We start from the raw sequence: 24572 nt of genomic DNA on the forward strand, positions 1-24572 counted from the left end.
GGCTGTTCTGTTTGCTGAAATAACTGTGTTACTGGTGTGCGGGCGATGGCTCGCATTCTGCTGACAACAAGAAACATACCCAAAATAGTTCGAGTTGCAGGAAGGCGGCAAGCGAGAGACAAATTGGTTGTAAACCATTTTGAACAGCGCTTGCGCTGGCCCGTAGGGTGAGCTGAGGCTCATAATCCTGATGACCTTACATAAGTAAGCAATACGGGTGATTGAGCGAAGCCAACACACATGCGGCTTGAAGTATGACGGGTAGATTGGTTAACTTTGCCGACCTTGCCTGTGCACAGTTAGCGCTGACGCTTAATGTACGAGGGTATAACAATGAAAAAGAATCTGCTGACACTCTGTCTGGCATTGGCTCTGGGGGGCACTGCACCTCTTGCAGCACAAGCCGAATCAACGATTTCCCCTGCGAATGTTTCTATCGCGCCGACGATCAGTACCGCGACATTACAACAATTGCCGTGGCAACCATTAGTGCCACCGGCGACGCAAGATATCAAATTGACTGCCTCCAGCCCACAAATCTCGCAAGGGAATGTGGACGGTGCTGTAGCCGCTGTTACTTTACCAGCCGATCGTGGATCAATGGAGATCACGCTCAGCAGTTTGGTGACAGACAACCAATTATTTGCTCCGAGTGTTTTAGTGTTAGACGAACAAATGCGCCCGGCGGCTTATTATCCGTCCAGCTATTTCACTTATGAAAAAGCGGGCATCATGACCAGCGATCGCTTGCAAGGAGTGATGAAGCTGACTCCGGCGCTGGGACAAAAACAGATCTATCTGCTGGTCTATACCACCCGTGATGATCTAGCTAAAACCACCAAGCTACTGGATCCGGCGAAGGCTTATGCTATGGGCGTAGGAAATGCGGTGCCCGATATTCCGGATCCTATCGCCAAGCATATCCCAACCGGCAACTTGAGAATTAAAGCCACTGCCGAACAAGGTATGGGTAATGTGATGATTGGCTTAATACAGTCAACACCGGCATCAGCACCTGTCGTGGTGGGCAGCGCTATTCAGCCTGCGACAGTCGCGGCACCAGTAGCTGCAAAACCGGCAGAGCCAATGCTGAGTGAGACTGAAAACTATTTCAACCAGGCGATTAAAGACGCGGTGAAAGCCGGTGATGTTGATAAGGCGCTGAAATTGTTGAACGAAGCGGAACATTTGGGCTCAACTTCAGCCCGAAAAACCTTTATTGGTAGTGTAAAAGGCAAGGGGTAAATCCCGGCACTGCCGAATATGGCTGGATGATTGGTGCGCCTCGGCGCACCTTTTTTCTTATTAGATTTAATAACGGCTACTGCCGCTCACTACACCGTGTTTTAGTTAATTTTGCTTTAAATATCAAATCCACTTATTTATTTTTTGTAGAAATACAAAGAGTAAATGAGCCTTTATAAGACATGCGATAGGTTTTTTGTCGATATCATAAATGACATGAGATCACTTTAAACGATAGTTTATTGTTCAGCTGATTAAATTAAAGGAACTATTTGATGTTAAAGGAAAATAAACTTTATTTAGGGGCTGCCGCACAGCCTTGGTCGACTCCATTTGCGGTGCAACCGTGTTTTCCACAGATGGCAGAAGATAACCTTTCGCTATTAACTCTAAGTTCTATCATGGCGGAACTCACCTACCTTATGGAGGCGAAAGTATTACCTTTAAAAGTGACGGCACGAGATAATCTTCTATTAGAAAAATTGGTAAAAGAGTTACCCAACGTCAGTTCTACTGTGGACCCGGCGTTCAGCCACGCGATGCAGCTAATTGAGCGCTCCAGAGAATTGGATCAAAAAACGTGGGCTAGACAGTTTCCAGAAATCAGTGATGCCCGTGTAGGGAAAATTGTCGATCTTTATCTGCAACTTCATGATGTTGAAGGTGTGGAGTATGCGAATACTTTAGATGATTTATCACATTTAAGAGCAGGATTAACGCCAGTTCAAGGGTATGAAAAGGCTCGAGTTATCAGTTTGGAACGAGAAACTCTTTTTAGATTACGTCAGAAAGGATTGGCGCTTTCCCAAGATGAAAAACTTACGCCACTCGCTGCTCTTAGTCTTGCCTGGCGGCTAGGACAAACAGATAAGCTTACGTTGGCTGAGTTATTAGCCGCAATTTATCGACCTGAAAATAAAGAGATCCAACTTCAGGCGGCGCTACTTTATAACTATTCCCATTATGGCAATCGTTATGGTGAAATAGCGGAGATTCCCCGTGCGGATTTGAACGATTGGGGGCAGGAGCAATTGGGTTCGCCGGAACGACCGGTTGCTCGGGCATTCAGGGCATTAAGAGTTATTCACGAAGGGATGAATGCCCCACCGGCGATATTGCTATCATCAGAATCTTATCTCGCCAATGGCTTTGCACCAAAAAATGCCCAAGGGAGCCACCTAAAAAGGCAATCATCAGAATTGGCGGAGATGATTTTAAACGGGTGCGACCAAATTGGATTTGATGCCTGTAGCCAGCAGGATTTCACGCAATTTCTCGATTTTGAACATGCGGTAGGCAGCCTGGCGTTTTCTCTTACAACTACCCTCAAATTACATTACCAATTGCAAGGCAAAGCTGTTGCGGAACTGGAAGGCAAGAATACCGAGCAACTGTATCAGCTGTTGCTTCAAGAAGAAGATCAGTTGCATCAAGCTGGTGGGGCGAGTTATAGCCCGACGGCTATTTTCTTATCTCATTTCAGTCAATCGAATGAAGTTGAACCTCTCACTTTAGAGCAAGTAGCAAGTGCTATAAAACATATGGCTGGATATATCAATATGTCCAATTTGTCTGAAAACGCTCAGACTACCTTTGAACGCATAAAACAATTGGCGGACAACATTGTTGCTGGCACAGCTATAGATTTGGAACATGAGCGGTTTGAGGTGGAGCTTAAAGCTCTGGCTAAACTTTGTGGGCCCGATCAGCCCTTATACATTTTGGCGTATGACCGACTTTATAAAACCGAACCAGAAAAAATAGAACAACAGTTAAATTATCTCGATATGCGTTTAGCTTATCGTCATCCTCCTGCTGCGTTTAATGACGATCATGCGATCAGAGAAATTCTGGCAGAAAATAAGGTAAGGGACATTTATTTACCTCGGCAATATATTTACCGTCAGGATCCTCAGTTTGGTTTTTCAGAGAAAAAATTCGATTCACCTTTTGATGAATTCAAACGGCGTCGAGATGCGAGTGATCGTACTGTTGAAAATATGTCGCTGACAGGTAATAACGGCAGACTGATTGACGTGGCTAAAACGATGAAAGCTAAAAAAGATGAATACAATACACAGATCAGCTCTCATCCTGCAATCCGGGCCCAGGCAATAGAGATATTAATTACTGAAGGCCAGCGGCCTGTTGGCGGGGCGCTACAAAATAAAATCAATGCCCTTGCCAGTGACTATCGGCCAGAGTCTGAGAATGCGCGTTTTTGGCGCAATGCCTGGACATCGTTAGAAGAACACTGGGTGTGTAAACTCCCACTGCCGAACCCTATGTGTACTATCGCCAGAGTTGAAGGACCGCGTTCTCGTAACGAAAAGGAAAATATGGCGGCGGGTATGGTGGCCATGCTGATGGAGGCCGGGCAGCTCAGGGGAATGGAGCGGGGGGTGAAGTTGATTGAACCCCTTCCGCGGGGCACAGCCGCATCAGGTTTTCCTGAGCTATCACCCACGGCAACTGAACTTGATCGCCAAATGATACAAAGCCCACACGGAAAGCCAATTGAAATACAACGTATTGAGCTTAAAGATCCACAAATGGCAGATGGAATACGTGAGGCGTGGGTCAGACAAGGGATCAGCGGTGCTTATTATTGGGAAGTTGATTTAGCGACCGGCAAGGACTTGGGGGTGGTCATGAAGCAAGGCCCTGAATTTTCGCCACAAGGTAGGTTACCGGGGGGCGGGCCATTGTTATCAAAAGATTCTGGTTCTAAATTTAATCCTAAAATTAAATTAGGTAAAAAAATTGGTAGCGGATTGACAGCTGAAGTCTATCTTGATGCCAATAACCCCGATTTTGTTCTTAAGAAAATAGGTACGGAAGATCCATATCTTATAGATAATGTGTTCAAGAAAGAGGTTGAGTTCTTTAATCGATACTACGGTGAAGGTGCTGCTGAATTAATTAATAAAGGTAACCAACATTATATAAGAATGTATCGCGTGCCAGGCAAAACGCTGGCGCAGATTAAGACCGAGATTTACCCAGCTAATGCGAGAGAGCGTTTTTTAAGTATGGTCGAGGATTTAGGGCGCTACAACTGTATTCATAATGATTTTGGCTTTAATAATTTTTTATATGATGAGGAAAGTAACACATTTTATCCTATCGATTTCGGTGACGCAGAGGAAGGATATTATTCACCAATAGATGCCAAGCAACATTTGGGATTCAAGGGTAAGTTTGAGCTTATCCTCGATCATATTGAAGAATATACGCGTCATTAGGCCGTTCATTTTGTTAGGTAATAAAAAGCAACCTAATGTCGCGGGACACGCATTCTGCGCTACAATGGCTCCCTATTGACGACTTAGCGGGATGGGTTTTTTATCCCCAGCAGGGAGCTAACTGCATGTCTACCGGCGATGCATCAATTATAAAGCCTATCCAATGGTGTGCTATTGAACAGCCAAATCTACCGGCTGCTATCGCGGATTGGTTGATGGAATTAGGCTCGATGACCCGACGTTTTGAGCAACATTGCCAGCGGGTTCATGTCGAGCCACAACGAGAATGCTTTATTACACGTCATGCATTAGGCGAAGATGCTGAACATCTGCCGATAAGTAAGCGCTATTGGCTGCGCGAGATTGTATTGTGTGGTGATAATGAGCCGTGGCTACTGGGGCGTACTATTATCCCCGAAGAAACACTCTCTGGCCCTGATCGGGCGCTGGTGGATTTAGGCACATTACCCCTTGGGCGCTATTTATTTGGTGGCAACAATTTAACCCGGGATTATATTCAGGTAGGGCGGCAAGAGGAGCTTTGGGCGCGCCGTTCGTTACTGCGCTTGTCTGGTAAACCCCTGTTGTTGACGGAAGTTTTTTTACCCGCCTCGCCGCTGTATTCGATTTAAGAGGGGGGAGATTTTGGAGAGTGAGAAATTGAAGGGAAGTGAATTTCAAAGCAAATGGCGGGCTTATTGCCGTTTGATGCGCATTGATAAACCCATTGGCTCATTACTACTGTTGTGGCCGACCCTCTGGGCGTTATGGTTGGCAGGGAAAGGTATTCCCGACACCAAAATATTGATTGTTTTTGTCTTGGGCGTCTTTTTTATGCGCGCGGCTGGATGTGTCGTCAACGATTATGCTGACCGCCGCATTGACGGTTTTGTGAAACGCACCGCATCACGGCCATTACCTAGCGGCCTTATCAGCGAGAAAGAAAGTAAAGTCCTGTTTGTCGTCTTGGTATTGCTCTCGTTCGGGTTGGTACTCACGCTCAATAGCATGACTATCTGGCTATCATTGGCAGCACTGGCATTAGCCTGGGTCTATCCCTTTATGAAGCGGGTGACACATCTGCCTCAGGTGGTCTTGGGTGCAGCTTTTGGTTGGTCAATCCCAATGGGTTTTGCCGCCGTGAGCGAAAGTTTACCTTTGGTCTGCTGGCTACTTTTATTGGCCAATATCTGCTGGACGGTGGCTTATGATACCCAATATGCGATGGTTGACCGTGATGACGATCTGAAGATTGGCGTCAAATCTACTGCGATTTTGTTTGGTCAACAGGACAAGCTGATTATTGGTTTGCTGCAACTGGCAACGCTGGTTCTAATGGTGACTATTGGCTGGCTGATGAATCTTGGCGGAGCATTTTATTGGTCAATTCTGCTGGCTGGTACTCTGTTTGTCCACCAACAGAAGATAATTGCTGGACGTGAACGTGATCCATGTTTCCGCGCGTTTTTGAATAATAATTACGTAGGATTGGTGTTGTTTCTCGGTATCTTCATTAGTTATCTATAAAAAAATGGCCAGATGATGAATCCGGCCATTCTTGTTTTTACTTAACAGAGCGAAGAGTTAGTTTTCTTCTTTATCCTCTGCCTCAGGTTCTGGCAGCAGGTTATTGGTTTCTGCTGGCATACTGACACTTTCAATCGTCAGCTTCACTTCCGGTGTCATCAATGCGCTCAGCATATTGTAAACTTCGAGTGTATGTTCCTGAATAGCATCACCGCTGTCACTGATATAACCCTCTTCCCGCAATGTGCCCACCAAGGTTGAGAACACCGCTTTATCGAAGAATTCCGGCGCGTTAATCCCATGCAACACAGATAAACGCTGTGCCATAATGCGGCTCTCTTTCTCCAGCGCACCCCGATTGATACTGGGGTTCGCACTAAGCAATGAAAGGGTAATCGCATAACGTTGCAAGGTTTCTCGCACTCCCGCTGCCAGTAATTGCAGTGGGCGAATACGGGCTGGGTTCAGCACCAACTCACTTCCTTTGTCGCAAATCAACTGTTGGCGCGCCAGTTCATCAATCAGCGTATCTAGGGTCTGTGGCAGTTGCTCTTTGCTGTAATGCAGGAACAATTCAGCTTTTAGCATTGGGTAGATCATGCTGATTTGGCGTAACAATTCGGCACGGGTAATGCGCCGCTGGTACATTACCATGCTAGCAATCAGCGATGGCAGGATCAGCAAGTGCTGGATGTTATTGCGATAGTAGGTCATCAGCACGGCTTGTTCCCGTGGCAGGATGATAATGTCACCAATATTGTCTTTCTCCACCTCGAACTTATTCATATTCAAGGCGTGATTAAGTAGCTCTTCCGGCGTCTTATCCGGCACGGTGACATCTTTCGCATAAGGCACATTGCGCATCAGTTGCAAGTAGCAATCAAGTTGCTCAAGTAACTGCTCGCGGGTGAGTGAACGCTGACGTGATGCTAACAATGCGGTAGAACACAAGTTCATGGCATTGGCTGCTGCCGCATTGTTAATTCTGACCATAATTTTACCGGCCAAGTCATTCACCGCTGGCGTCAGCCAGCTTGGGCGCTGTGCTTCAATAGGATCGATAGCATCACGCCATTGCGGCACATTGGTATTCAGATAGGTGGTCAACGGTATTGGCTCACCAAAGTTGACGTAGCCTTGACCGAGATTGCGCAGCTTGCGCAAGCCCCGCAACATCTGTAACAGGCTCTCTTTCTCTTTAGTTGCACCACGTAGCTCTTTGGCGTAAGTCCCCACTTCCATCACATGCTCGTAGCCGATGTAAATCGGCACCAAGGTGATTGGGCGTGAACCGCCGCGCAGCATAGCCTGTATGGTCATCGACAAAGTGCCGGTTTTGGGCTCCAACAGACGGCCGGTACGTGAACGCCCGCCTTCAACAAAGTATTCCACTGAGTAGCCCCGGGTGAACAACTCACCCAGATATTCACGGAACACGGTGGAATAGAGCTTGTTGCCTTTAAAGGTACGACGGATAAAGAACGCACCTAAGCGGCGAAAGATCGGGCCAGCGGGCCAGAAATTAAGGTTAATACCGGCAGCAATATGCGGCGGCACCAGCCCCTGATGATAAAGGACATAAGATAGCAGCAGGTAATCCATGTGGCTGCGGTGGCAAGGCACATAGACGATTTCATGGCCATCTTGCGCCAACTGCCGTACACGCTCAGCATTATGGACGTTAATCCCCTGATACAAGCGGTTCCACGTCCAGCTCAAAACCCGATCCGACAGACGCACGGCTTCATAAGAGAAGTCGGCGGCAATTTCTTCCATCAACGTTATGGCGTTTTGCTGCGCTTTCTCATGGGAGATTTTCTTGGTGCGAGCTTCATCGGCGACCGCTTTTTCAATCGCTTTGGATGTTAACAGTTTCTTGAATAGGTCTTGACGTGCCGGCAGGCTAGGGCCTACAGCAGCCAAACGCTGACGTGAGAAGTGCATCCGCGCTACGCGCGCCAGTTTGTGGGCAATTGTTTTATCTGTACCATGTTCACTGGCCATCCGGCGCAGTGAAACTGTGGTGGAAAAACGCACAAAGCTATCGCGGCCCAGCCACAATACTGCAAAGAATTTCTGCACACCGTTCAGTACGCGCAGATGTGGCGTACCGTGGCCTTCACGCCCTGGAGAGCGGCCAAACATCACCGACACCGGCAGCATTTGAATATCCAACTCCGGGTTATTGCGATGCAGATCGAGATAATCGTGGAATATTTTTACCGATTCCTGCTTCGGGGCGTAATAGCGAAATACCCTTGGGCCGTTATCGATAAAGACATGGCTGGGAAGCTGCACACCATCGATTTCCAATGGAATCAATGGGTCGGGCAGATCCTGAGCCTGACACTGCGCTCGCAAAGTCAGTAAATCAGCCTTAGAATTGTAAGGCAAAACGTACAGAATAGGACGAGACGGGTCTAACCCTAACTCAGTCACAGGATCTGCCGGAATAACCTTGCTTTTTACCAACAATTTAAGTGGTAAATTCAATAACTTATAATATATTTTACGCCAACCTGACATAACTACATGAAGCCTCTTGTTAGCAATTCGTCGCAAGGATACCAGAAACTGGTTTTGAGATCTGTGGTGATGAGACAACAGAAAGCGGCAAAAATCATCATTAACTTAAGATAAAGGCAATAAAATATGGCAAATCAGTCAACTGGATTAACCCGAATCTATAAAGCTGCTGGTTATTCTGTGAAAGGTTTAACCGCAGCCTGGAAAAATGAAGCCGCATTTCGCCAGGAAGCAGTGGCTGCCATACTCGCTATCATACTGGCCTTTTGGTTAGATATAGAGGCCACAGCACGTATTTTATTGATCGCGAGTGTGGTGCTAGTCGTCATTGTTGAAGTTATCAATAGTGCTATTGAGGCGGTGGTGGACCGCATCGGCAGTGAACTCCACGAACTATCAGGACGGGCCAAGGATATGGGGTCTGCTGCCGTATGTCTGGCCATTTTGTTGGCGTTATTTATATGGGTAACAGTGCTCTGGCAGCATGTCGGCTAAGAATGCGATAAACAACGCGATAAACAGCGCTGTGGATGTAAACAGTGATTAATCCCTGTTTTTATTCACTCTTTGGTTCCCAATACTCACTTACCTGTATATACTCACAGCAAGACTGTATAAACAAACAGGGGGCGGAATGAAAGCACTTACTACCAGACAGCAAGAGGTTTATGACCTTGTGCGCGATCACCTAGCGCAAACAGGTATGCCACCGACCCGTGCCGAAATTGCGCAGCGCCTGGGGTTTCGCTCTCCTAACGCCGCTGAAGAGCATTTAAAAGCACTGGCCCGTAAGGGTGTGATCGAGATTGTCTCCGGCGCTTCTCGCGGTATCCGTCTATTGATGGAAGAAGAAGATGGTTTACCACTGATTGGCCGGGTTGCCGCAGGGGAGCCACTATTAGCGCAGCAGCATATTGAAGGCCACTATAAAGTCGATCCTTCCATGTTTAAGCCGAGTGCGGATTTCCTGTTGCGGGTAAATGGAATGTCGATGAGAGATATCGGTATTCTGGACGGTGACTTGCTCGCTGTACATAAAACCCAAGATGTACGTAATGGGCAAGTGGTTGTTGCGCGTATTGATGATGAAGTAACGGTAAAACGCTTGAAAAAACAAGGTAATATCGTCCAACTTCTGCCAGAAAATAGTGAGTTCCAGCCGATTGTAGTCGATCTACGTGAACAAAGTTTTACTATTGAAGGTCTAGCCGTTGGTGTCATCCGTAATGGCGACTGGATCTGATTTTCGCGTTGATTTATATACCCTTCAGTAAGAAGGGTATATAAAGAATTTTATCCCTTTTATATTCAACTCAATCTAGTTTGAGAATATTCCGATAATAAGTTATTACTTGCTGTTTTAACTGAATATTATCAGCTTTTCCTTTCTGTTTATTTCTCAAGTATCAGTGATTAATATTAATCTGACTTTAATTATCAGTATCCTCTGCTACAGTTATTCATACGGTAAGCGAAGGAACGATTTCAAATTTAAACTATTTATTACCGTATTTAATTAAATAAACTGACTAATCCAAAGGTAACGGAGATATTATGAATAAAGATCAAGCCGACGGTAACTGGAAGCAGTTTAAAGGTAAAGTGAAAGAGAAATGGGGCAAACTAACCGATGATGACCTGACCGTCATTGAAGGTAAGCGTGACCAGCTGGTGGGTAAAATCCAGGAGAAATACGGCTATCAGAAAGAGCAAGCCGAGAAAGAAGTTAAGGCTTGGGAAGATCACAGCAAATATCGCTGGTAGCGGTGTTAAACTGATATCGATATAAATAAATCGAGCTTCTGGTATTCATAGAATACTTATTTATTAAATAACCTTTAGTTTTTTATATTCTTCACATTAAAACTTAGTGGTGAATTTAATAATTAGCAATACTCTTCAGGTATCTTATTTATATCGAATTGACACAAGGATGTGTCTTGTTTTATTTAAATTCTTATTTATTCTCTATAGCCATTATTCCTCTCATACTTATCCTGCCGCCTATCAGGCGACAGTCTACTTTTATCATCAGGGACTACTTCTTTTTAGTCACAATAGAATGGTCATGACCACAATGATCATGGCTTTCACATGCTTCGACTTCCCCACATTCAGCACATAAACCATGAGCTTCAACCACCGTATGGCGCAGGGTAAAACCAGACTGTTTTGCTAACTGTGCCAGAGCTTCCTCGATACCAACAGTTGTTCGTTCAGTCACTATCTTGCAGCGATCGCAGATAAATAATGCCGAAGTATGAGTTGGCTCTTCAAAATGATGGCATAGCACATAGCTGTTTGCTGATTCAACACGGTGAATAAACCCCTGCTCAAGCAAGAAATCCAATGCACGATAGACTGTTGGCGGTTTAGCTTGTGGTTCAGAAACACGCAGTAAATCCAACAGATCATAAGCACTGATTGCACCAGGCTGTTGCGCCATCAAACGCAAGACTTCAAGACGTTGCGGTGTCAGCCGGACGTTTCGTTGTTGGCACAGGCTTTCAGCCTGAGCAAGCAGCTTTTCCTGATTGATAGGGTTCATCATGTACATCCCGCAGCATTTGAATGGTGCCAATTTTATCATATTTACAGCTAATCGCCGATAGATGAAAAAATAGGATGTCGCGGAGTGTCACAACTTTAGCAAGTCAAAGCTGCTAGTCGCGTGTTGCCATGTGTTAGCTACAACTATCACTCAGACTGCCATTATAAAGTTCTATGGTATAATCACATATTCTTTCCGATTGTTTGGTTTACTCAATGAGTAATATTAATGGGTAATTGATGCAGTCATAACCGATGAAACTACAGTAAATGTACCAAGCTCAGACTTTTTCCAGCACTCAGGCTGATAAGCCACATTATCCCCTACAGCGTTTTTCCGTCGCGCCGATGCTCGACTGGACAGATCGTCATTGCCGCTATTTTCATCGCTTGTTGACCAAACAGGCTTTGTTGTATACCGAAATGGTTACAACAGGTGCGATTATTCATGGTAAAGCAGACTATCTGGCCTATAGCGAGCAAGACCATCCTGTCGCACTACAACTGGGTGGCAGTGATCCGCAGGCATTAGCCCATTGTGCCAAGCTGGCTGAGCTTCGCGGATACAATGAAATAAACCTGAATGTAGGCTGCCCGTCTGATCGAGTGCAAAACGGCCGTTTTGGTGCTTGCTTGATGGCAGAGGCTAGTCTGGTTGCTGATTGTATAAAAGCCATGCGTGATGTCGTTTCTATTCCGGTTACAGTGAAAACCCGCATCGGGATTGATGAGCTGGATAGTTATGAGTTCTTGTGTGAGTTCGTGCAAACTGTCGCGGAGCGTGGTGAATGCGATATATTCACCATTCATGCCCGCAAAGCGTGGCTCTCAGGCTTAAGTCCGAAAGAGAACCGTGAAGTACCTCCACTGGATTATGAGCGGGTTTATCAGCTTAAACGTGATTTTCCTACACTGACCATTGCCATTAATGGTGGTGTGAAAACACTGGTTGAAGCTAAAGAACATCTTAAACATGTTGATGGGGTGATGATGGGCCGCGAAGCTTACCAAAATCCCAGTATATTGACGCAAGTGGATCGTGAACTTTTTGACCCAAATGCGCCGGTGGTAGATAGTGTTAAAGCTGTTGAAGCTCTTTTTCCTTATATCGAGCAAGAACTGTCACGCGGTGCTTATTTAGGGCATATCACTCGTCATATCTTGGGTATTTTCCAAGGGATACCTGGCGCGCGCCAGTGGCGTCGTCATCTGAGTGAAAATGCACATAAGCCTGGAGCAGATGTTTCCGTTGTCGAACAGGCGCTGGCTCTGGTGACCCGCCCACAGCACAGTTCTTAAGAAAAATGACTATAAGTTAGTGAAATTGACCACGCCAGCCTGCTGTTTTGGCAGGCTTGTTTTTATCTAAAATAATAAAATTCAAGTGGTTACCCGTCTTTTCGCGATTGGCACGTTTCTTGTAATACTCCTTATAAAATCCCCGAACTGATTGTTATATTTAATCAAGTGATTGTGGGGGAATAAACAGTTATTTAGGAGCCTGCCATGTTTGAAATTTTCTTTGTTATCGGCTTTTTTATCATGCTTATGGTGACCGGTATTTCGTTACTGGGTATCTTTGCAGCTCTATTGGTTGCGGCGGCCTTTATGATGTTGGGTGGGTTATTTATCATGATGTTTAAGCTACTACCTTGGCTGATTCTGGCCGTTGTGGTGGTCTGGATATGGCGTTCGATGCAGAAACCTACTGTAAGGCATTACTAAAATTTCGCTTTCTTGCAGCAGAGATCACAGCCTGAAAGATTAGTAGGATAAATCTGGGGGAAAACGTATTTTTTCTCAAACGAGCTTGCTAGGATGCAGTCCGATACAGTTTGGGATCACATTTTCATCCCTGACAGAGCTAACAATAGCTGTATAAACGGCACTCAGTTCTGGCAGTCTACCCTGTAGTACCCCTACGTTTGCACTAAAGAAAGCAGTGTAACCAGGGCTTCTAGTTGTTAGAGGCCCTGGTTATTACTTTTATAGTGTAAAGTGAATGACTAAAAACTAAGTATCTAAAATATTAAATTAAGCCACGTGAGAAGAGGAATCGTTAGTATTAGATATTAGTAAAAAATCGATTGTAGTTAGCAATAATATAAACTATTTGAGCGACAAATGCTTCTTTGATAATTATCTTCTCTTCTTGATTATTGCATTTCTTTTTTATATCAAAAAAGCTTTGTTGCATTAATTGAACGGTGACATCAGTGGATTTTTGAAATGCAGATAAACTATTATTTTCACCGAATTCACTGAGCAATAAATCAAACCTTTCATCAGCAAAGTCCCGTAGTATCTGCAGTTCTTCATTGCTAATTCTATTGTCACGATAAAAAGCGTTCAGTAATGTTTTTATATCTCTATTGATTTCTGAATCATGCATAATTAAAACCTCAATGTATGTAATGAAATTATGTTACTTAACTATTACAAACTGAGGATATATAGATAACCCAAAGAGGACAATAAGGACGCACTGGTTAATACGCTAAAAGTAATATGAAATAATTTTTTTAATAAACTATAATTGTTAATAATGGATAGTAATACCCAACTATCCATTATTAATTGACTAAAATCCTTAATTAAGGAATTAACAGGCTGGAGCCGGTTGTCTGACGACTTTCTAATATTTCATGAGCACGACGAGCATCGCTTAGCGGGAATTGCTGAGCTTTGGCTACATCCACATTAATTGCGCCACTGATAATCAGTGAAAACAGTTCGTGGCTGGCGCTTTCCAGTTCTTGTCGGTTAGTGACATAAACATTAAGAGATGGGCGAGTCACATACAGCGCGCCTTTTTGGTTGAGTATAGCAAGGTCTATCCCTGTCACCGGGCCAGAGGCATTACCAAAGCTGACCATTAAACCTCTGCGTTTGAGGCTATTAAGTGAGTCCAGCCAGGTGCTTTTGCCCACCGAGTCGTATACCACATCCACTTTTTCATCATTCGTCAGTTCAGCCACCCGCTCAGCGATATTTTCTGTACGGTAGTTGATGGTTGCCCACGCTCCATTGGCTTTAGCCAATTCGGCTTTTTCATCAGAACCCACTGTGCCAATTAATTTGGCACCCAGCGCTTTTGCCCATTGGCAGGCAATCAACCCGACACCACCGGCTGCCGCATGGAATAAGAACACCTGGCCGGGTTTAATTTCATAAGTTTGGCGCAATAAATATTGAACAGTCAGCCCTTTAAGGAATGAAGCTGCGGCTTGTTCAAAAGAGATTTGTTCTGGGATCAGAGCAACTTTCTCCGCAGCAACATTATGTACTTCACTGTAAGCACCGAGAGTTGACTGAGCATAAACCACTCGGTCACCCACTTTTAGTGAGTTAACTGCCGAACCTACTTTTGTCACGATCCCGGCGGCTTCAGTTCCCAGTCCACTCGGGAAGTGCTGCGGTGCGTAAAGGCCGCTACGCACATAGGTATCAATATAATTAATTCCGATAGCTTTGTTTTCTACCTGAACTTCATGCGTCGCGGGGGCCGCCAGCGTGAAATCGAGATATTGCAACACTTCCGGCCCACCTGTGGTGCTAAATTGAATATGCTTTGCCATGTTAGCTCCTTTACGATAGATATATTTTACCCTATAGGGTTCTACACCAGGAGCCGAGATCTTGCTAATACCGATAAGTAATAGGGAATTCATAATTACCCTTCGGGTATCATCGCGTATACTAAGCGGCACTATTTTCCTATAGCAACCATTATCCTGGCGCAATAATAGAGGTAAAGAACACTTTTCATGGCAGCAAAAAAACCTACCAACAATATGACAGAGCCACGCGATCGCCAGATGGAAGGGCTGAAACTCCCGCCTCATTCGCTGGAGGCAGAGCAGTCCGTGTTGGGCGGTTTAATGCTGGATAACGAGCGCTGGGATAATGTCTCTGAGCGCGTTGCCAGCAATGACTTTTTCAGCCGCCCACATCGCCGAATCTTTACTGAAATGCAGCGTTTGCTGGAAAACAGCAAGCCAATCGATTTGATCACGCTTTCTGAGTCACTGGAGCAAAAGGGTGATTTGGAATCGGTAGGCGGTTTCGCCTATTTGGCAGAACTATCGAAAAATACGCCAAGTGCAGCGAATATTGGTGCTTATGCTGACATCGTTCGTGAGCGTGCAGTCGTACGTGAAATGATCTCGGTTGCGAATGAAATTGCTGACGCGGGTTACGATCCGCAAGGGCGTAGCAGTGAAGATCTGCTGGATCTAGCCGAATCGAAGGTATTCCAGATTGCCGAGAGCCGGGCCAATAAAGATGAAGGACCGAAAAGCGTCGATCAGATCCTCGAAGCCACGGTCGCGCGTATCGAGCAGCTCTACCAGCGGCCACATGATGGCGTTACCGGGGTTTCAACCGGTTTTACCGATTTGGATAAGAAGACTGCTGGCTTGCAGAAGTCAGATTTGATTATTGTCGCCGCGCGCCCGTCGATGGGGAAAACTACTTTCGCAATGAACCTGTGCGAAAACGCTGCGATGATGCAGGAAAAGCCGGTATTGATCTTCAGTCTGGAGATGCCAGGCGATCAGATCATGATGCGTATGTTGGCGTCATTGTCCCATGTCGATCAGACGCGTATCCGTACCGGCCAGCTCGATGATGAGGATTGGGCACGGATTTCGAGCACCATGGGCATATTGATGGAAAAACGCAATATGTATATTGATGACTCCTCTGGTCTGACTCCGACTGAAGTGCGCTCCCGTGCGCGACGTATTTTTCGCGAACATGGTGGGTTAAGCCTGATTATGATCGACTACCTGCAATTGATGCGGGTGCCGTCGCTTTCGGATAACCGTACCTTGGAAATCGCCGAAATCTCACGTTCCCTGAAAGCATTGGCAAAAGAGCTACAAGTGCCGGTCGTGGCACTTTCTCAGCTTAACCGTAGCTTGGAGCAACGTGCGGATAAACGGCCGGTCAACTCCGACTTACGTGAATCAGGTTCAATCGAGCAGGATGCCGACTTAATCATGTTTATTTATCGTGATGAGGTGTATCACGAAAACAGTGATGAGAAAGGGATTGCACAGATTATTTTGGGCAAACAGCGTAACGGCCCGATCGGTTCTGTTCGACTGAAGTTTAATGGTCAATGGTCGCGCTTTGATAATTATGCCGGCCCGCAATACGATGATGAGTAATCCTCCTTCGTACTTGAAGCCGCAGGATTGTTAGCTACGCGCATGCACCCGAATCACTGACTGGTGTCAGCTCATCGGGGTTTGTTCGCTTGCTGCCTACCTGCAACTCCAATGACTTTGGGCATAACATCTATTGAGTATTAAGGATAAGAAATGAAAGCGGCAACAGCAGTAATCGACCGCCGCGCTCTGCGACATAACTTGCAACAGGTACGGCGTATAGCGCCGCAAAGCCGCCTGATTGCTGTTGTGAAAGCAAACGCTTATGGCCACGGGTTATTAGAAACAGCGCATACCTTGCAAGATGCAGATTGCTACGGTGTAGCGCGGATCGGTGAAGCCTTGATGCTCCGATCCGGTGGGATCGTGAAACCGATTTTGTTGTTGGAAGGATTTTTTGCGGCAGAAGATCTCCCTATTCTAGCGGCTAATTGCATTGAAACTGCGGTACATAGCATTGAACAATTGGAAGCGCTGGAAGTTGCCGAGCTCTCTGCTCCTATTCATGTTTGGATGAAACTGGATACCGGCATGCACCGTTTGGGTGTGCGTCCAGAGCACGCGGAGGCTTTCTATCAGCGCTTAAGCGCGTGTAAGAATGTTATTCAGCCAGTCAATATCATGAGTCACTTTAGCCGGGCGGATGAGCCGCAAGTGGATACCACCCGCCAGCAACTAGACTGTTTTGATACTTTCGCCGCCGATAAACCTGGCAAGCAATCTATCGCGGCATCTGGCGGTATTTTGCTCTGGCCAGAAGCACACCGTGATTGGGTTCGCCCAGGAATCATACTGTATGGGGTTTCACCAATGGATGAGCCTTATGCCAGTCATTTTGAACTAAAACCAGCGATGGCATTGAAATCCAGCCTAATAGCGGTACGTGAGCATAAAGCCGGTGAACCTGTAGGTTATGGCGGTACTTGGGTGAGTGATCGCGATACCCGTCTGGGGGTGGTGGCGATCGGCTACGGCGATGGTTATCCGCGCAGCGCTCCTTCAGGCACCCCGATGTGGCTAAATGGCCGCGAAGTTGGCATTGTGGGCCGGGTTTCAATGGATATGATTTCTGTTGATCTCGGGCCAAATGCGACAGATAAAGTGGGTGACGAGGTATTGCTGTGGGGCGCTGAGCTGCCGGTTGAGAAAATTGCAGCCTGCACTGGTATCAGCGCCTACGAATTGATTACTAAGCTGACCTCCCGCGTCGCGATGGAATATTTAGGGGAATAAGGTAAGCTGCTAGAGACAATAATTATCGTTAAAGGAGAGCAGCGCCGTGTTCCAAAATGTTGACGCCTACGCAGGTGACCCGATCCTGTCGCTGATGGAAAGTTTTAAAGTCGATAACCGTGCTCATAAAGTAAATTTGAGCATCGGGCTTTATTACAATGAACTGGGTGAGATCCCGCTGATGCAAGCGGTTCAAGTTGCTGAATCACAATTAAATGTTCAGCCACATGGAACACCAGTCTATTTGCCGATGGAAGGTCTCCACTCCTATCGTACTGCTATCCAGCAGCTATTATTTGGTGCAGATCATCCGATGTTGGTACAGCAGCGAGTGGCGACAATTCAAACCGTGGGTGGCTCCGGTGCATTAAAAGTTGGTGCTGATTTCCTGAATCATTATTTTCCTGATTCTCAAGTCTGGGTCAGTGATCCTACTTGGGAAAACCACGTTGCTATTTTTAGCGGTGCAGGTTTTAAGGTCAATACCTATCCGTATTTCGATAACGATAAGTTGGGCGTGAAGTTTGATCAAATGCTGGCTGTACTCCAGCAGTTACCCGCCAAAAGCATTGTGTTATTGCACCCTTGCTGCCATAACCCGACGGGTTCGGATCTCACTAATGCACAATGGGATCAAGTGATTGAAGTAGCTAAAGGCCGGGATTTGATTCCCTTCCTGGATATCGCTTATCAAGGTTTTGGTGCCGGACTGAATGAAGATGCTTATGCTATCCGCGCGATGGCAGCAGCTGAGTTACCCTGTTTGATCAGTAACTCTTTCTCTAAAATCTTCTCTTTATATAACGAGCGAGTCGGCGGTTTATCTGTGGTGTGTGAGAGTGAAGAAGTCGCAGGCCGTGTTTTAGGGCAACTGAAAGCCACCGTTCGCCGTAACTATTCCAGCCCACCTAACTTCGGTGCGCAAGTCGTTTCCAAAGTGCTGCATGACACCGAATTGCGAGCGCAATGGCAGGCTGAAGTGGAGCAAATGCGCCTACGTATTATTGAAATGCGTAGCACGTTGGTAGAAGCCTTGAAAGCTTCACTACCAAATCGTAATTTTGACTACTTGCTGCAACAACGCGGGATGTTTAGCTACACTGGTTTTAGCGCAGAACAGGTGGATCGCCTGCGTGAAGAGTTTGGTGTGTATCTGATTGCCAGTGGCAGGATGTGTATGGCGGGCGTCAATCACAGTAATGTTCAGCGTGTTGCGGCGGCTTTTGCCGCGGTACAGTAATCTGCTATTCACATGATTTAAATTAAGGCGATAGAAATATCGCCTTTTTTGTTTATTTTTTTCGCTACCTTTCCGTGAGTTATCTTCATCTTCTACTTGTTTATCCCAACACCGATGGCTGTAAATCGATTAAATAATATACTAATTGATGTGGCTGATACATGCTAAACGATCATTCATTGCTCACAGTAAAGCTGTTTTGAAAGGCGCAAACTGATGGTTCAGCATGCGTAACTGCCTAATGAAGCCTTTATGGAATAAATAACTTATGAGGCCGTTTCGCGAGACGGTACCGGCCCATTACAGGAGATATCCGCATGAATAATTCAGCATTACTGGAATACTGCATGTCCAAACCTGGAGCAGAGCAGAGTGACCATGAGAAGTGGCAGGCGAATCAGATTAAAGTAGCGGATGTGATGTTTGCTATGGTAGGCGAGACGGAGGGACGCCCCTCTATCTCATTGAAAACCAGCCCTGAATTGGCAGAAAGCCTGAGAGAGCAACATCCGGAGATCGTGCCAAGTGAACACTTGAACAAAGCGCACTGGAACACGGTATTTCTGGATGGCAAATTACCAAACTCACAGTTCTATTCATTAATAGACCGTTCTTACCAATTGGTTTTACAGGGATTACCCGAGCATCGGCGGCAAGAGTTAGTTGTCTGAAGGCTAAAAATAACACTCCAGGACAACTGACGGATTGCCCCGGAGCGCTGATTTAATGGCTACTTACGCTGCAACATAGGTTTGAGGAATCGGGCCGTATGTGATGCTGCGCATTCTGCGACGGTCTCTGGTGTGCCGGAAACCAAAATCTCGCCGCCGCCACTGCCGCCCTCTGGCCCCAGATCAACAATCCAGTCTGCGGTCTTAATCACATCCAGATTATGCTCAATGACCACAATGGTATTGCCCTGATCCCGCAACTGATGTAACACCGCCAATAACTGCTGAATATCAGCAAAGTGCAGGCCGGTGGTCGGTTCGTCCAGAATATAGAGTGTCTGGCCAGTACCACGTTTTGATAGTTCGCGTGACAATTTGACGCGTTGTGCTTCCCCGCCCGATAGGGTCGTTGCCGACTGGCCCAGACAAATATATGACAGGCCAACATCCATCAAGGTTTGCAGCTTGCGCGCCAATGCCGGAACGGCATCAAAGAACTCACGTGCTTCTTCGATAGTCATCGCCAACACTTCGTGAATGCTCTTGCCTTTGTATTTCACTTCCAGTGTTTCGCGGTTATAGCGCTTACCTTTACACTGATCGCAAGGGACATAAATGTCAGGTAGGAAGTGCATTTCAACTTTAATCACCCCGTCGCCCTGACAGGCTTCGCAGCGGCCGCCTTTCACGTTAAAGCTAAAACGACCCGGCGTGTAGCCCCGAGCGCGTGACTCAGGTACGCCCGCAAAGAGTTCACGAATAGGGGTAAAGATGCCGGTATAGGTTGCCGGGTTTGAGCGCGGAGTCCGGCCAATCGGGCTTTGGTCGATATCGATAACTTTATCGAAATGCTCCAGCCCTTGAATATCACGATACGGAGCCGGTTCATTACTGGTCGCCCCGTTCAATTGGCGCTGTGCAATGCAATATAAGGTATCGTTGATTAGCGTCGATTTACCTGAGCCAGAAACACCGGTAATGCAGCTAAATAACCCAACGGGCAGTGTGAGAGTGACATCTTTCAGGTTGTTACCGCTGGCGCCAATCAACTTCAACACTTTGCTTGGATCACCTGCCACGCGTTGGGCTGGAATGGCAATTTCCCGCTTACCGCTGAGGAACTGGCCGGTGAGTGAATTAGGCGCTGCCATAATGTCATCAACGGTCCCTTCTGCAACTACTTCACCACCATGCACACCGGCACCAGGGCCGATATCAATCACATGGTCGGCGGCACGAATGGCATCTTCATCATGTTCTACCACAATCACGGTATTACCCAGATTACGTAGGTGAATCAATGTTTCGAGCAAACGTTCATTATCGCGCTGATGCAAACCGATGGACGGCTCATCAAGCACATACATGACACCCACCAAACCGGCACCAATCTGGCTGGCCAGACGAATACGCTGCGCTTCACCACCTGAGAGGGTTTCCGCAGAGCGGGACAATGACAGGTAATTCAGCCCGACGTTAACCAGGAACTTCAGCCTGTCGCCGATTTCTTTTAGTACTTTCTCGGCAATCTGTGCTCGCTGACCGCTGAGTTTCATATTTTGGAAGAAGCTCAGCGCATGACCGATGCTCAGTTCTGAGATTTCTGGCAATGTAGTATTTTCGACAAAGACATAACGCGCTTCACGGCGCAGACGTGTGCCATGACATGAAGTACAGGAGCGATTACTGATAAATTTAGCCAGCTCTTCGCGTACCGCACTGGATTCCGTCTCTTTATAACGGCGCTCCATATTGTGCAGCACACCTTCAAATGGATGGCGGCGTATCGTGGTATCACCGCGGTCATTAATGTATTTGAATTCAATGGTATCTTTGCCAGAACCATACAGAATGGCTTTCTGGATGGTGGCATCCAGCGAGTTAAATGGCGCTTCGATATCAAACTTATAATGATCAGCCAGTGAACGTAGCATCTGGAAGTAGTAGAAGTTACGGCGATCCCAACCCCGAATTGCGCCCCCTGCCAGTGACAGCTCAGGGTTTTGTAGCACACGATCTGGGTCAAAGAACTGCTGTACACCCAGGCCATCACAGGTTGGGCAAGCACCGGCCGGGTTGTTAAAGGAGAACAGACGCGGCTCCAACTCGCTCATACTATAGCCGCAAATGGGGCAGGCAAAGTTAGCGGAAAACAGCAGTTCTTCTGCGTGAGGATCGTCCATATCGGCAACCACGGCAGTGCCGCCGGAAAGTTCCAATGCGGTTTCAAATGATTCAGCCAGACGCTGAGCCAGGTCTTCGCGCACTTTAAAACGATCGACCACTACTTCAATGGTATGTTTCTTTTGCAGTTCTAATTTCGGTGGATCAGACAGATCGCAAACTTCGCCATCGATCCGCGCCCGGATATAGCCCTGCATTGCCAGATTTTCCAGCGTTTTGGTATGTTCGCCTTTGCGATCTTTTACCACTGGCGCCAGTAACATCAGGCGGCGGCCTTCTGGCTGGCTGATGACGTTATCCACCATCTGGCTGACCGTTTGCGCGGCAAGCGGCACATCATGATCCGGGCAGCGCGGCTCGCCGACACGGGCGAACAGCAAACGCAGATAATCATGAATTTCAGTGATGGTGCCCACGGTAGAACGCGGGTTATGGGAGGTCGATTTTTGCTCGATGGAGATGGCCGGAGAGAGACCTTCAATATGGTCGACATCCGGTTTTTCCATCAGCGATAGAAATTGGCGCGCATAAGCGGAGAGAGACTCAACATAGCGGCGTTGGCCCTCGGCATACAGGGTATCAAATGCCAGTGAGGATTTGCCTGAACCCGATAGACCGGTGACCACGATCAGTTTGTCGCGCGGAATAATCAGGTTGATATTCTTAAGATTATGGGTGCGAGCGCCCCGAACTTCGATATTATCCATTCAAACATTTCCCGGATGTAAACTGAGCCTCTCCCGTGCCTATTTTGGGGATATACAGGTGCATTTCCAACATCCCAAAAGTACACAGCCAGTACGAAACGGATAATTATGACACAAAAAAACCTGAATGGATATCCAGTATCCGAGTGCAATTAAGGCCGTTATTGCAATAAATTTGTAATGCATTGCGCAGCGATGATCAGTTGTGCCGTTTACCCGCTAGCGTGTTAAACTTACTGGTTTATACTGTACAAAATTTATTTCATCAGGAGAGTTCACATGGCCAGCAGAGGCGTAAACAAAGTGATTTTGGTCGGGAATTTGGGCCAAGACCCGGAAGTCCGCTACATGCCGAATGGCGGCGCTGTTGCCAATATCACCCTGGCCACTTCCGAAAGCTGGCGTGATAAAGCAACCGGCGAGCAGAAAGAAAAGACGGAATGGCACCGTGTGGTGTTGTTCGGCAAACTAGCGGAAGTTGCTGGTGAGTATTTGCGCAAAGGCTCTCAGGTCTATATCGAAGGCGCATTGCAAACCCGTAAATGGACAGATCAGGCTGGTGTTGAGAAATACACCACTGAAGTTGTGGTTAACGTGGGCGGCACCATGCAAATGCTGGGTGGCCGTCAAGGCGGTGGTGCTCCGGCGGGTGGTGGTGCACCACAAGACGGTGGCGCGCAAGGCGGTTGGGGTCAACCTCAGCAGCCACAAGGTGGCAACCAGTTCAGCGGTGGCCAGCAGGCTTCACGCCCGGCTCAATCAGCGCCAGCAGCACAACCACAAGGCGGCAATGAGCCACCAATGGATTTTGACGACGATATTCCGTTCTGATCCTACGACTTGCTTAGTACCAGTCACACTGGTGATAGAAATAAACCCTGCCTTGGCGGGGTTTTTTTATGGCTACACATAATAGAGTTTGCATCGGCCATCACATGACTAAATCGATGTTAAGAAAAATAAAAGGGCTAAAGTACATTGTTGAGCTTGCCGATAAAAAAACCTTAGCGAGTCACCGGGTTGGCGACTAAGCCTAATGCGCTGCTAAAAGACGTGCAGCAGATGATAAAAGGGATAGGTATGTCTGTATCGAAAGTTTTATTTATTACCTCGTTTTTAGGTGTCTCTATGAGTAGCAGCATTGCCGCTACTTTTACCGACAGTCTTATACAATGTAATCCTCAGTTTTTCGAAACGCTCTATCAGCAGCGTACAGCGCTGAAAAAAGTGGTCCGTGTCCAAGATGACCATAAAGCAATTGCCTGGGTGCCGGTGACGGATAAAGAAGGGACAATTGCTTACTTTACTCATACATTCCGCGATGGTGACTTGACCCTCTCCGGTTATTATGAGCAGAGTGAAGATCTAGGGAAGTTAGGTAAATATTATTTCTGGGGAGTATTAATTGATGAGCCTGTCGAGAAAGTTATCGCTTTAACGCCCGAAGTGAAATGGCAAAATAATAATGGACTTTATATAACTCATCCACAAATCAAAGTCGAACTGACACAACCATGGCAGCCGAATCCTTCAGCTATTGATGGTATTGCTCCAGCGAAAGATAGTGCTGAAAAGGTCGTGATGCTGAGTAACAAAAATGGCAAATCTTTGCTGAGCTGTTCCATTCAGGGCAATATCGATCGGGCTCTTCTGCTCCAGGAACGACCAGATATTGCCGCAGGGAATGAATAATGAAACGATTTTTTATTATTGCAGGAATAGCATGGTTAACAGGGTGCGCACCCCATGCAACTCAAAAAGTAGATATTCCTCCTCATATGGCTAAATTAGTTGATAATAAAGATACAACGACTTATTTATCTTTCGAAAGTATATCGCTTTATAATGGCAACGCTCATCTACGCCAGTTTTATTTAATCAATAACTATAAAGAGGCTACTGTTATTTCCAAATCAGATGGCGTATCGATCAAAAGTTCGAGTGCTATTAATGTTATCAACTGTGACAGACCAGAACGCGCAATATTCGACAGAGTGTATTTTTCTGAGCTTTTCGCTAAAGGAAAGGTTATCGCCAAACGCGATAGTATTGGGCAATGGGAAAGCTTCCCAGAAAAGTCGATCGCCGGAATTATTCGCGAAATAGTCTGTAATGTCCCTACAGAGAAATTAAAGGATATCTCCTTAAAAAATAAACAGCAGCCATTAATACACTAAATTATCATCTCGGGCAGAGTTTACTCTGCTCGCAGAGCGTAACGTCATGTTTCATCTCACGGCGCCATAAACAAAAATATTTTTTATGCTTAT

The 24572-nt window shown here is 46.5% G+C and carries 21 protein-coding genes; 16 read left to right on the forward strand and 5 right to left on the reverse strand.

Annotated features, from left to right (window positions below):
• Positions 1–333: 333 nt before the first annotated feature.
• From malM to ubiA, 4 genes are all read left to right on the forward strand, one after another.
• Positions 334–1245, forward strand: coding sequence for a maltose operon protein MalM (malM, locus tag ACF3VQ_RS01560; protein WP_392433109.1), 912 nt, complete (start codon positions 334–336; stop codon positions 1243–1245).
• A gap of 275 nt (positions 1246–1520) precedes the next feature.
• Positions 1521–4490, forward strand: a complete 2970-nt coding sequence (locus tag ACF3VQ_RS01565) for a hypothetical protein (RefSeq protein ID WP_392433110.1) — start codon at positions 1521–1523, stop codon at positions 4488–4490.
• Positions 4491–4615: 125 nt separating this feature from the next.
• Positions 4616–5122 carry a chorismate lyase gene (ubiC, locus tag ACF3VQ_RS01570; protein WP_392433111.1) on the forward strand — a complete coding sequence of 169 codons (507 nt, stop codon included), beginning with the start codon at positions 4616–4618 and terminating at the stop codon, positions 5120–5122.
• A 28-nt stretch (positions 5123–5150) separates the two neighbouring features.
• Positions 5151–6017 (forward strand): 4-hydroxybenzoate octaprenyltransferase, encoded by an 867-nt coding sequence (gene ubiA, locus ACF3VQ_RS01575; protein WP_392435406.1) that lies wholly within the window; start codon positions 5151–5153, stop codon positions 6015–6017.
• Between the two features lie 57 nt (positions 6018–6074).
• On the opposite strand, the gene plsB is transcribed toward ubiA, so the two are convergent.
• On the reverse strand, positions 6075–8543 hold the full coding sequence (gene plsB / locus ACF3VQ_RS01580; protein ID WP_005174551.1) for a glycerol-3-phosphate 1-O-acyltransferase PlsB: 2469 nt from the start codon (positions 8541–8543) through the stop codon (positions 6075–6077).
• A gap of 126 nt (positions 8544–8669) precedes the next feature.
• Here plsB and ACF3VQ_RS01585 point away from each other — a divergent pair, with 126 nt between their 5' ends.
• The 3 genes from ACF3VQ_RS01585 to ACF3VQ_RS01595 all read left to right on the forward strand — a co-directional run bounded on the left by ACF3VQ_RS01585 (position 8670) and on the right by ACF3VQ_RS01595 (position 10307).
• Positions 8670–9038 carry a diacylglycerol kinase gene (locus ACF3VQ_RS01585; protein WP_392433112.1) on the forward strand — a complete coding sequence of 123 codons (369 nt, stop codon included), beginning with the start codon at positions 8670–8672 and terminating at the stop codon, positions 9036–9038.
• 139 nt (positions 9039–9177) lie between these two features.
• The gene (gene lexA, locus ACF3VQ_RS01590; protein ID WP_004704739.1) at positions 9178–9786 is read left to right on the forward strand and encodes a transcriptional repressor LexA; all 609 of its coding nucleotides are present in this window, start codon (positions 9178–9180) and stop codon (positions 9784–9786) included.
• Between the two features lie 311 nt (positions 9787–10097).
• On the forward strand, positions 10098–10307 hold the full coding sequence (locus ACF3VQ_RS01595; RefSeq protein ID WP_004391853.1) for a CsbD family protein: 210 nt from the start codon (positions 10098–10100) through the stop codon (positions 10305–10307).
• Between the two features lie 274 nt (positions 10308–10581).
• Here ACF3VQ_RS01595 and zur read toward each other — a convergent pair whose 3' ends face one another.
• On the reverse strand, positions 10582–11091 hold the full coding sequence (gene zur / locus ACF3VQ_RS01600; protein ID WP_392435408.1) for a zinc uptake transcriptional repressor Zur: 510 nt from the start codon (positions 11089–11091) through the stop codon (positions 10582–10584).
• Between the two features lie 272 nt (positions 11092–11363).
• On the opposite strand from zur, the gene dusA reads away from it, so the two are divergent.
• Together dusA and pspG are read left to right on the forward strand one after the other, a co-directional pair.
• Positions 11364–12392, forward strand: coding sequence for a tRNA dihydrouridine(20/20a) synthase DusA (gene dusA / locus ACF3VQ_RS01605; protein ID WP_392433113.1), 1029 nt, complete (start codon positions 11364–11366; stop codon positions 12390–12392).
• Between the two features lie 207 nt (positions 12393–12599).
• On the forward strand, positions 12600–12818 hold the full coding sequence (gene pspG, locus ACF3VQ_RS01610) for an envelope stress response protein PspG (protein ID WP_392433114.1): 219 nt from the start codon (positions 12600–12602) through the stop codon (positions 12816–12818).
• A gap of 340 nt (positions 12819–13158) precedes the next feature.
• Here pspG and ACF3VQ_RS01615 read toward each other — a convergent pair whose 3' ends face one another.
• Both ACF3VQ_RS01615 and ACF3VQ_RS01620 read right to left on the reverse strand, forming a co-directional pair.
• Complete coding sequence (locus ACF3VQ_RS01615) at positions 13159–13485, reverse strand: hypothetical protein (protein WP_392433115.1); 327 nt, start codon at positions 13483–13485, stop codon at positions 13159–13161.
• A 202-nt stretch (positions 13486–13687) separates the two neighbouring features.
• Positions 13688–14671, reverse strand: a complete 984-nt coding sequence (locus tag ACF3VQ_RS01620; RefSeq protein WP_392433116.1) for a quinone oxidoreductase — start codon at positions 14669–14671, stop codon at positions 13688–13690.
• Between the two features lie 189 nt (positions 14672–14860).
• Between ACF3VQ_RS01620 and dnaB the strand changes: the two genes are divergently transcribed.
• The 4 genes from dnaB (at position 14861) to ACF3VQ_RS01640 (ending at position 19411) form a co-directional block, all read left to right on the forward strand.
• Positions 14861–16267: a replicative DNA helicase gene (gene dnaB / locus ACF3VQ_RS01625; RefSeq protein ID WP_025376782.1), complete on the forward strand. Its 1407-nt coding sequence runs from the start codon at positions 14861–14863 to the stop codon at positions 16265–16267.
• Positions 16268–16420: 153 nt separating this feature from the next.
• Positions 16421–17500 (forward strand): alanine racemase, encoded by a 1080-nt coding sequence (alr, locus tag ACF3VQ_RS01630; protein WP_392433117.1) that lies wholly within the window; start codon positions 16421–16423, stop codon positions 17498–17500.
• Between the two features lie 46 nt (positions 17501–17546).
• Positions 17547–18740 (forward strand): amino acid aminotransferase, encoded by a 1194-nt coding sequence (locus tag ACF3VQ_RS01635; RefSeq protein WP_392433118.1) that lies wholly within the window; start codon positions 17547–17549, stop codon positions 18738–18740.
• Positions 18741–19057: 317 nt separating this feature from the next.
• Positions 19058–19411: an MmcQ/YjbR family DNA-binding protein gene (locus ACF3VQ_RS01640; protein WP_005165225.1), complete on the forward strand. Its 354-nt coding sequence runs from the start codon at positions 19058–19060 to the stop codon at positions 19409–19411.
• Between the two features lie 59 nt (positions 19412–19470).
• Here the strand turns inward: ACF3VQ_RS01640 and uvrA are convergent, their stop codons facing one another.
• Positions 19471–22302, reverse strand: coding sequence for an excinuclease ABC subunit UvrA (gene uvrA / locus ACF3VQ_RS01645; protein ID WP_392433119.1), 2832 nt, complete (start codon positions 22300–22302; stop codon positions 19471–19473).
• A 279-nt stretch (positions 22303–22581) separates the two neighbouring features.
• On the opposite strand from uvrA, the gene ssb1 reads away from it, so the two are divergent.
• From ssb1 to ACF3VQ_RS01660, 3 genes are all read left to right on the forward strand, one after another.
• Complete coding sequence (gene ssb1 / locus ACF3VQ_RS01650) at positions 22582–23133, forward strand: single-stranded DNA-binding protein SSB1 (protein WP_019080106.1); 552 nt, start codon at positions 22582–22584, stop codon at positions 23131–23133.
• A 249-nt stretch (positions 23134–23382) separates the two neighbouring features.
• The gene (locus tag ACF3VQ_RS01655; RefSeq protein WP_392433120.1) at positions 23383–23994 is read left to right on the forward strand and encodes a hypothetical protein; all 612 of its coding nucleotides are present in this window, start codon (positions 23383–23385) and stop codon (positions 23992–23994) included.
• Positions 23994–24479: a surface-adhesin E family protein gene (locus ACF3VQ_RS01660; protein WP_392433121.1), complete on the forward strand. Its 486-nt coding sequence runs from the start codon at positions 23994–23996 to the stop codon at positions 24477–24479. The genes ACF3VQ_RS01655 and ACF3VQ_RS01660 overlap by 1 nt, the downstream gene beginning before the upstream one ends.
• Positions 24480–24572: the final 93 nt, after the last annotated feature.

It is taken from the genome of Yersinia fenwicki, from assembly GCF_043099325.1.
In the GTDB taxonomy this organism is placed as follows: domain Bacteria; phylum Pseudomonadota; class Gammaproteobacteria; order Enterobacterales; family Enterobacteriaceae; genus Yersinia.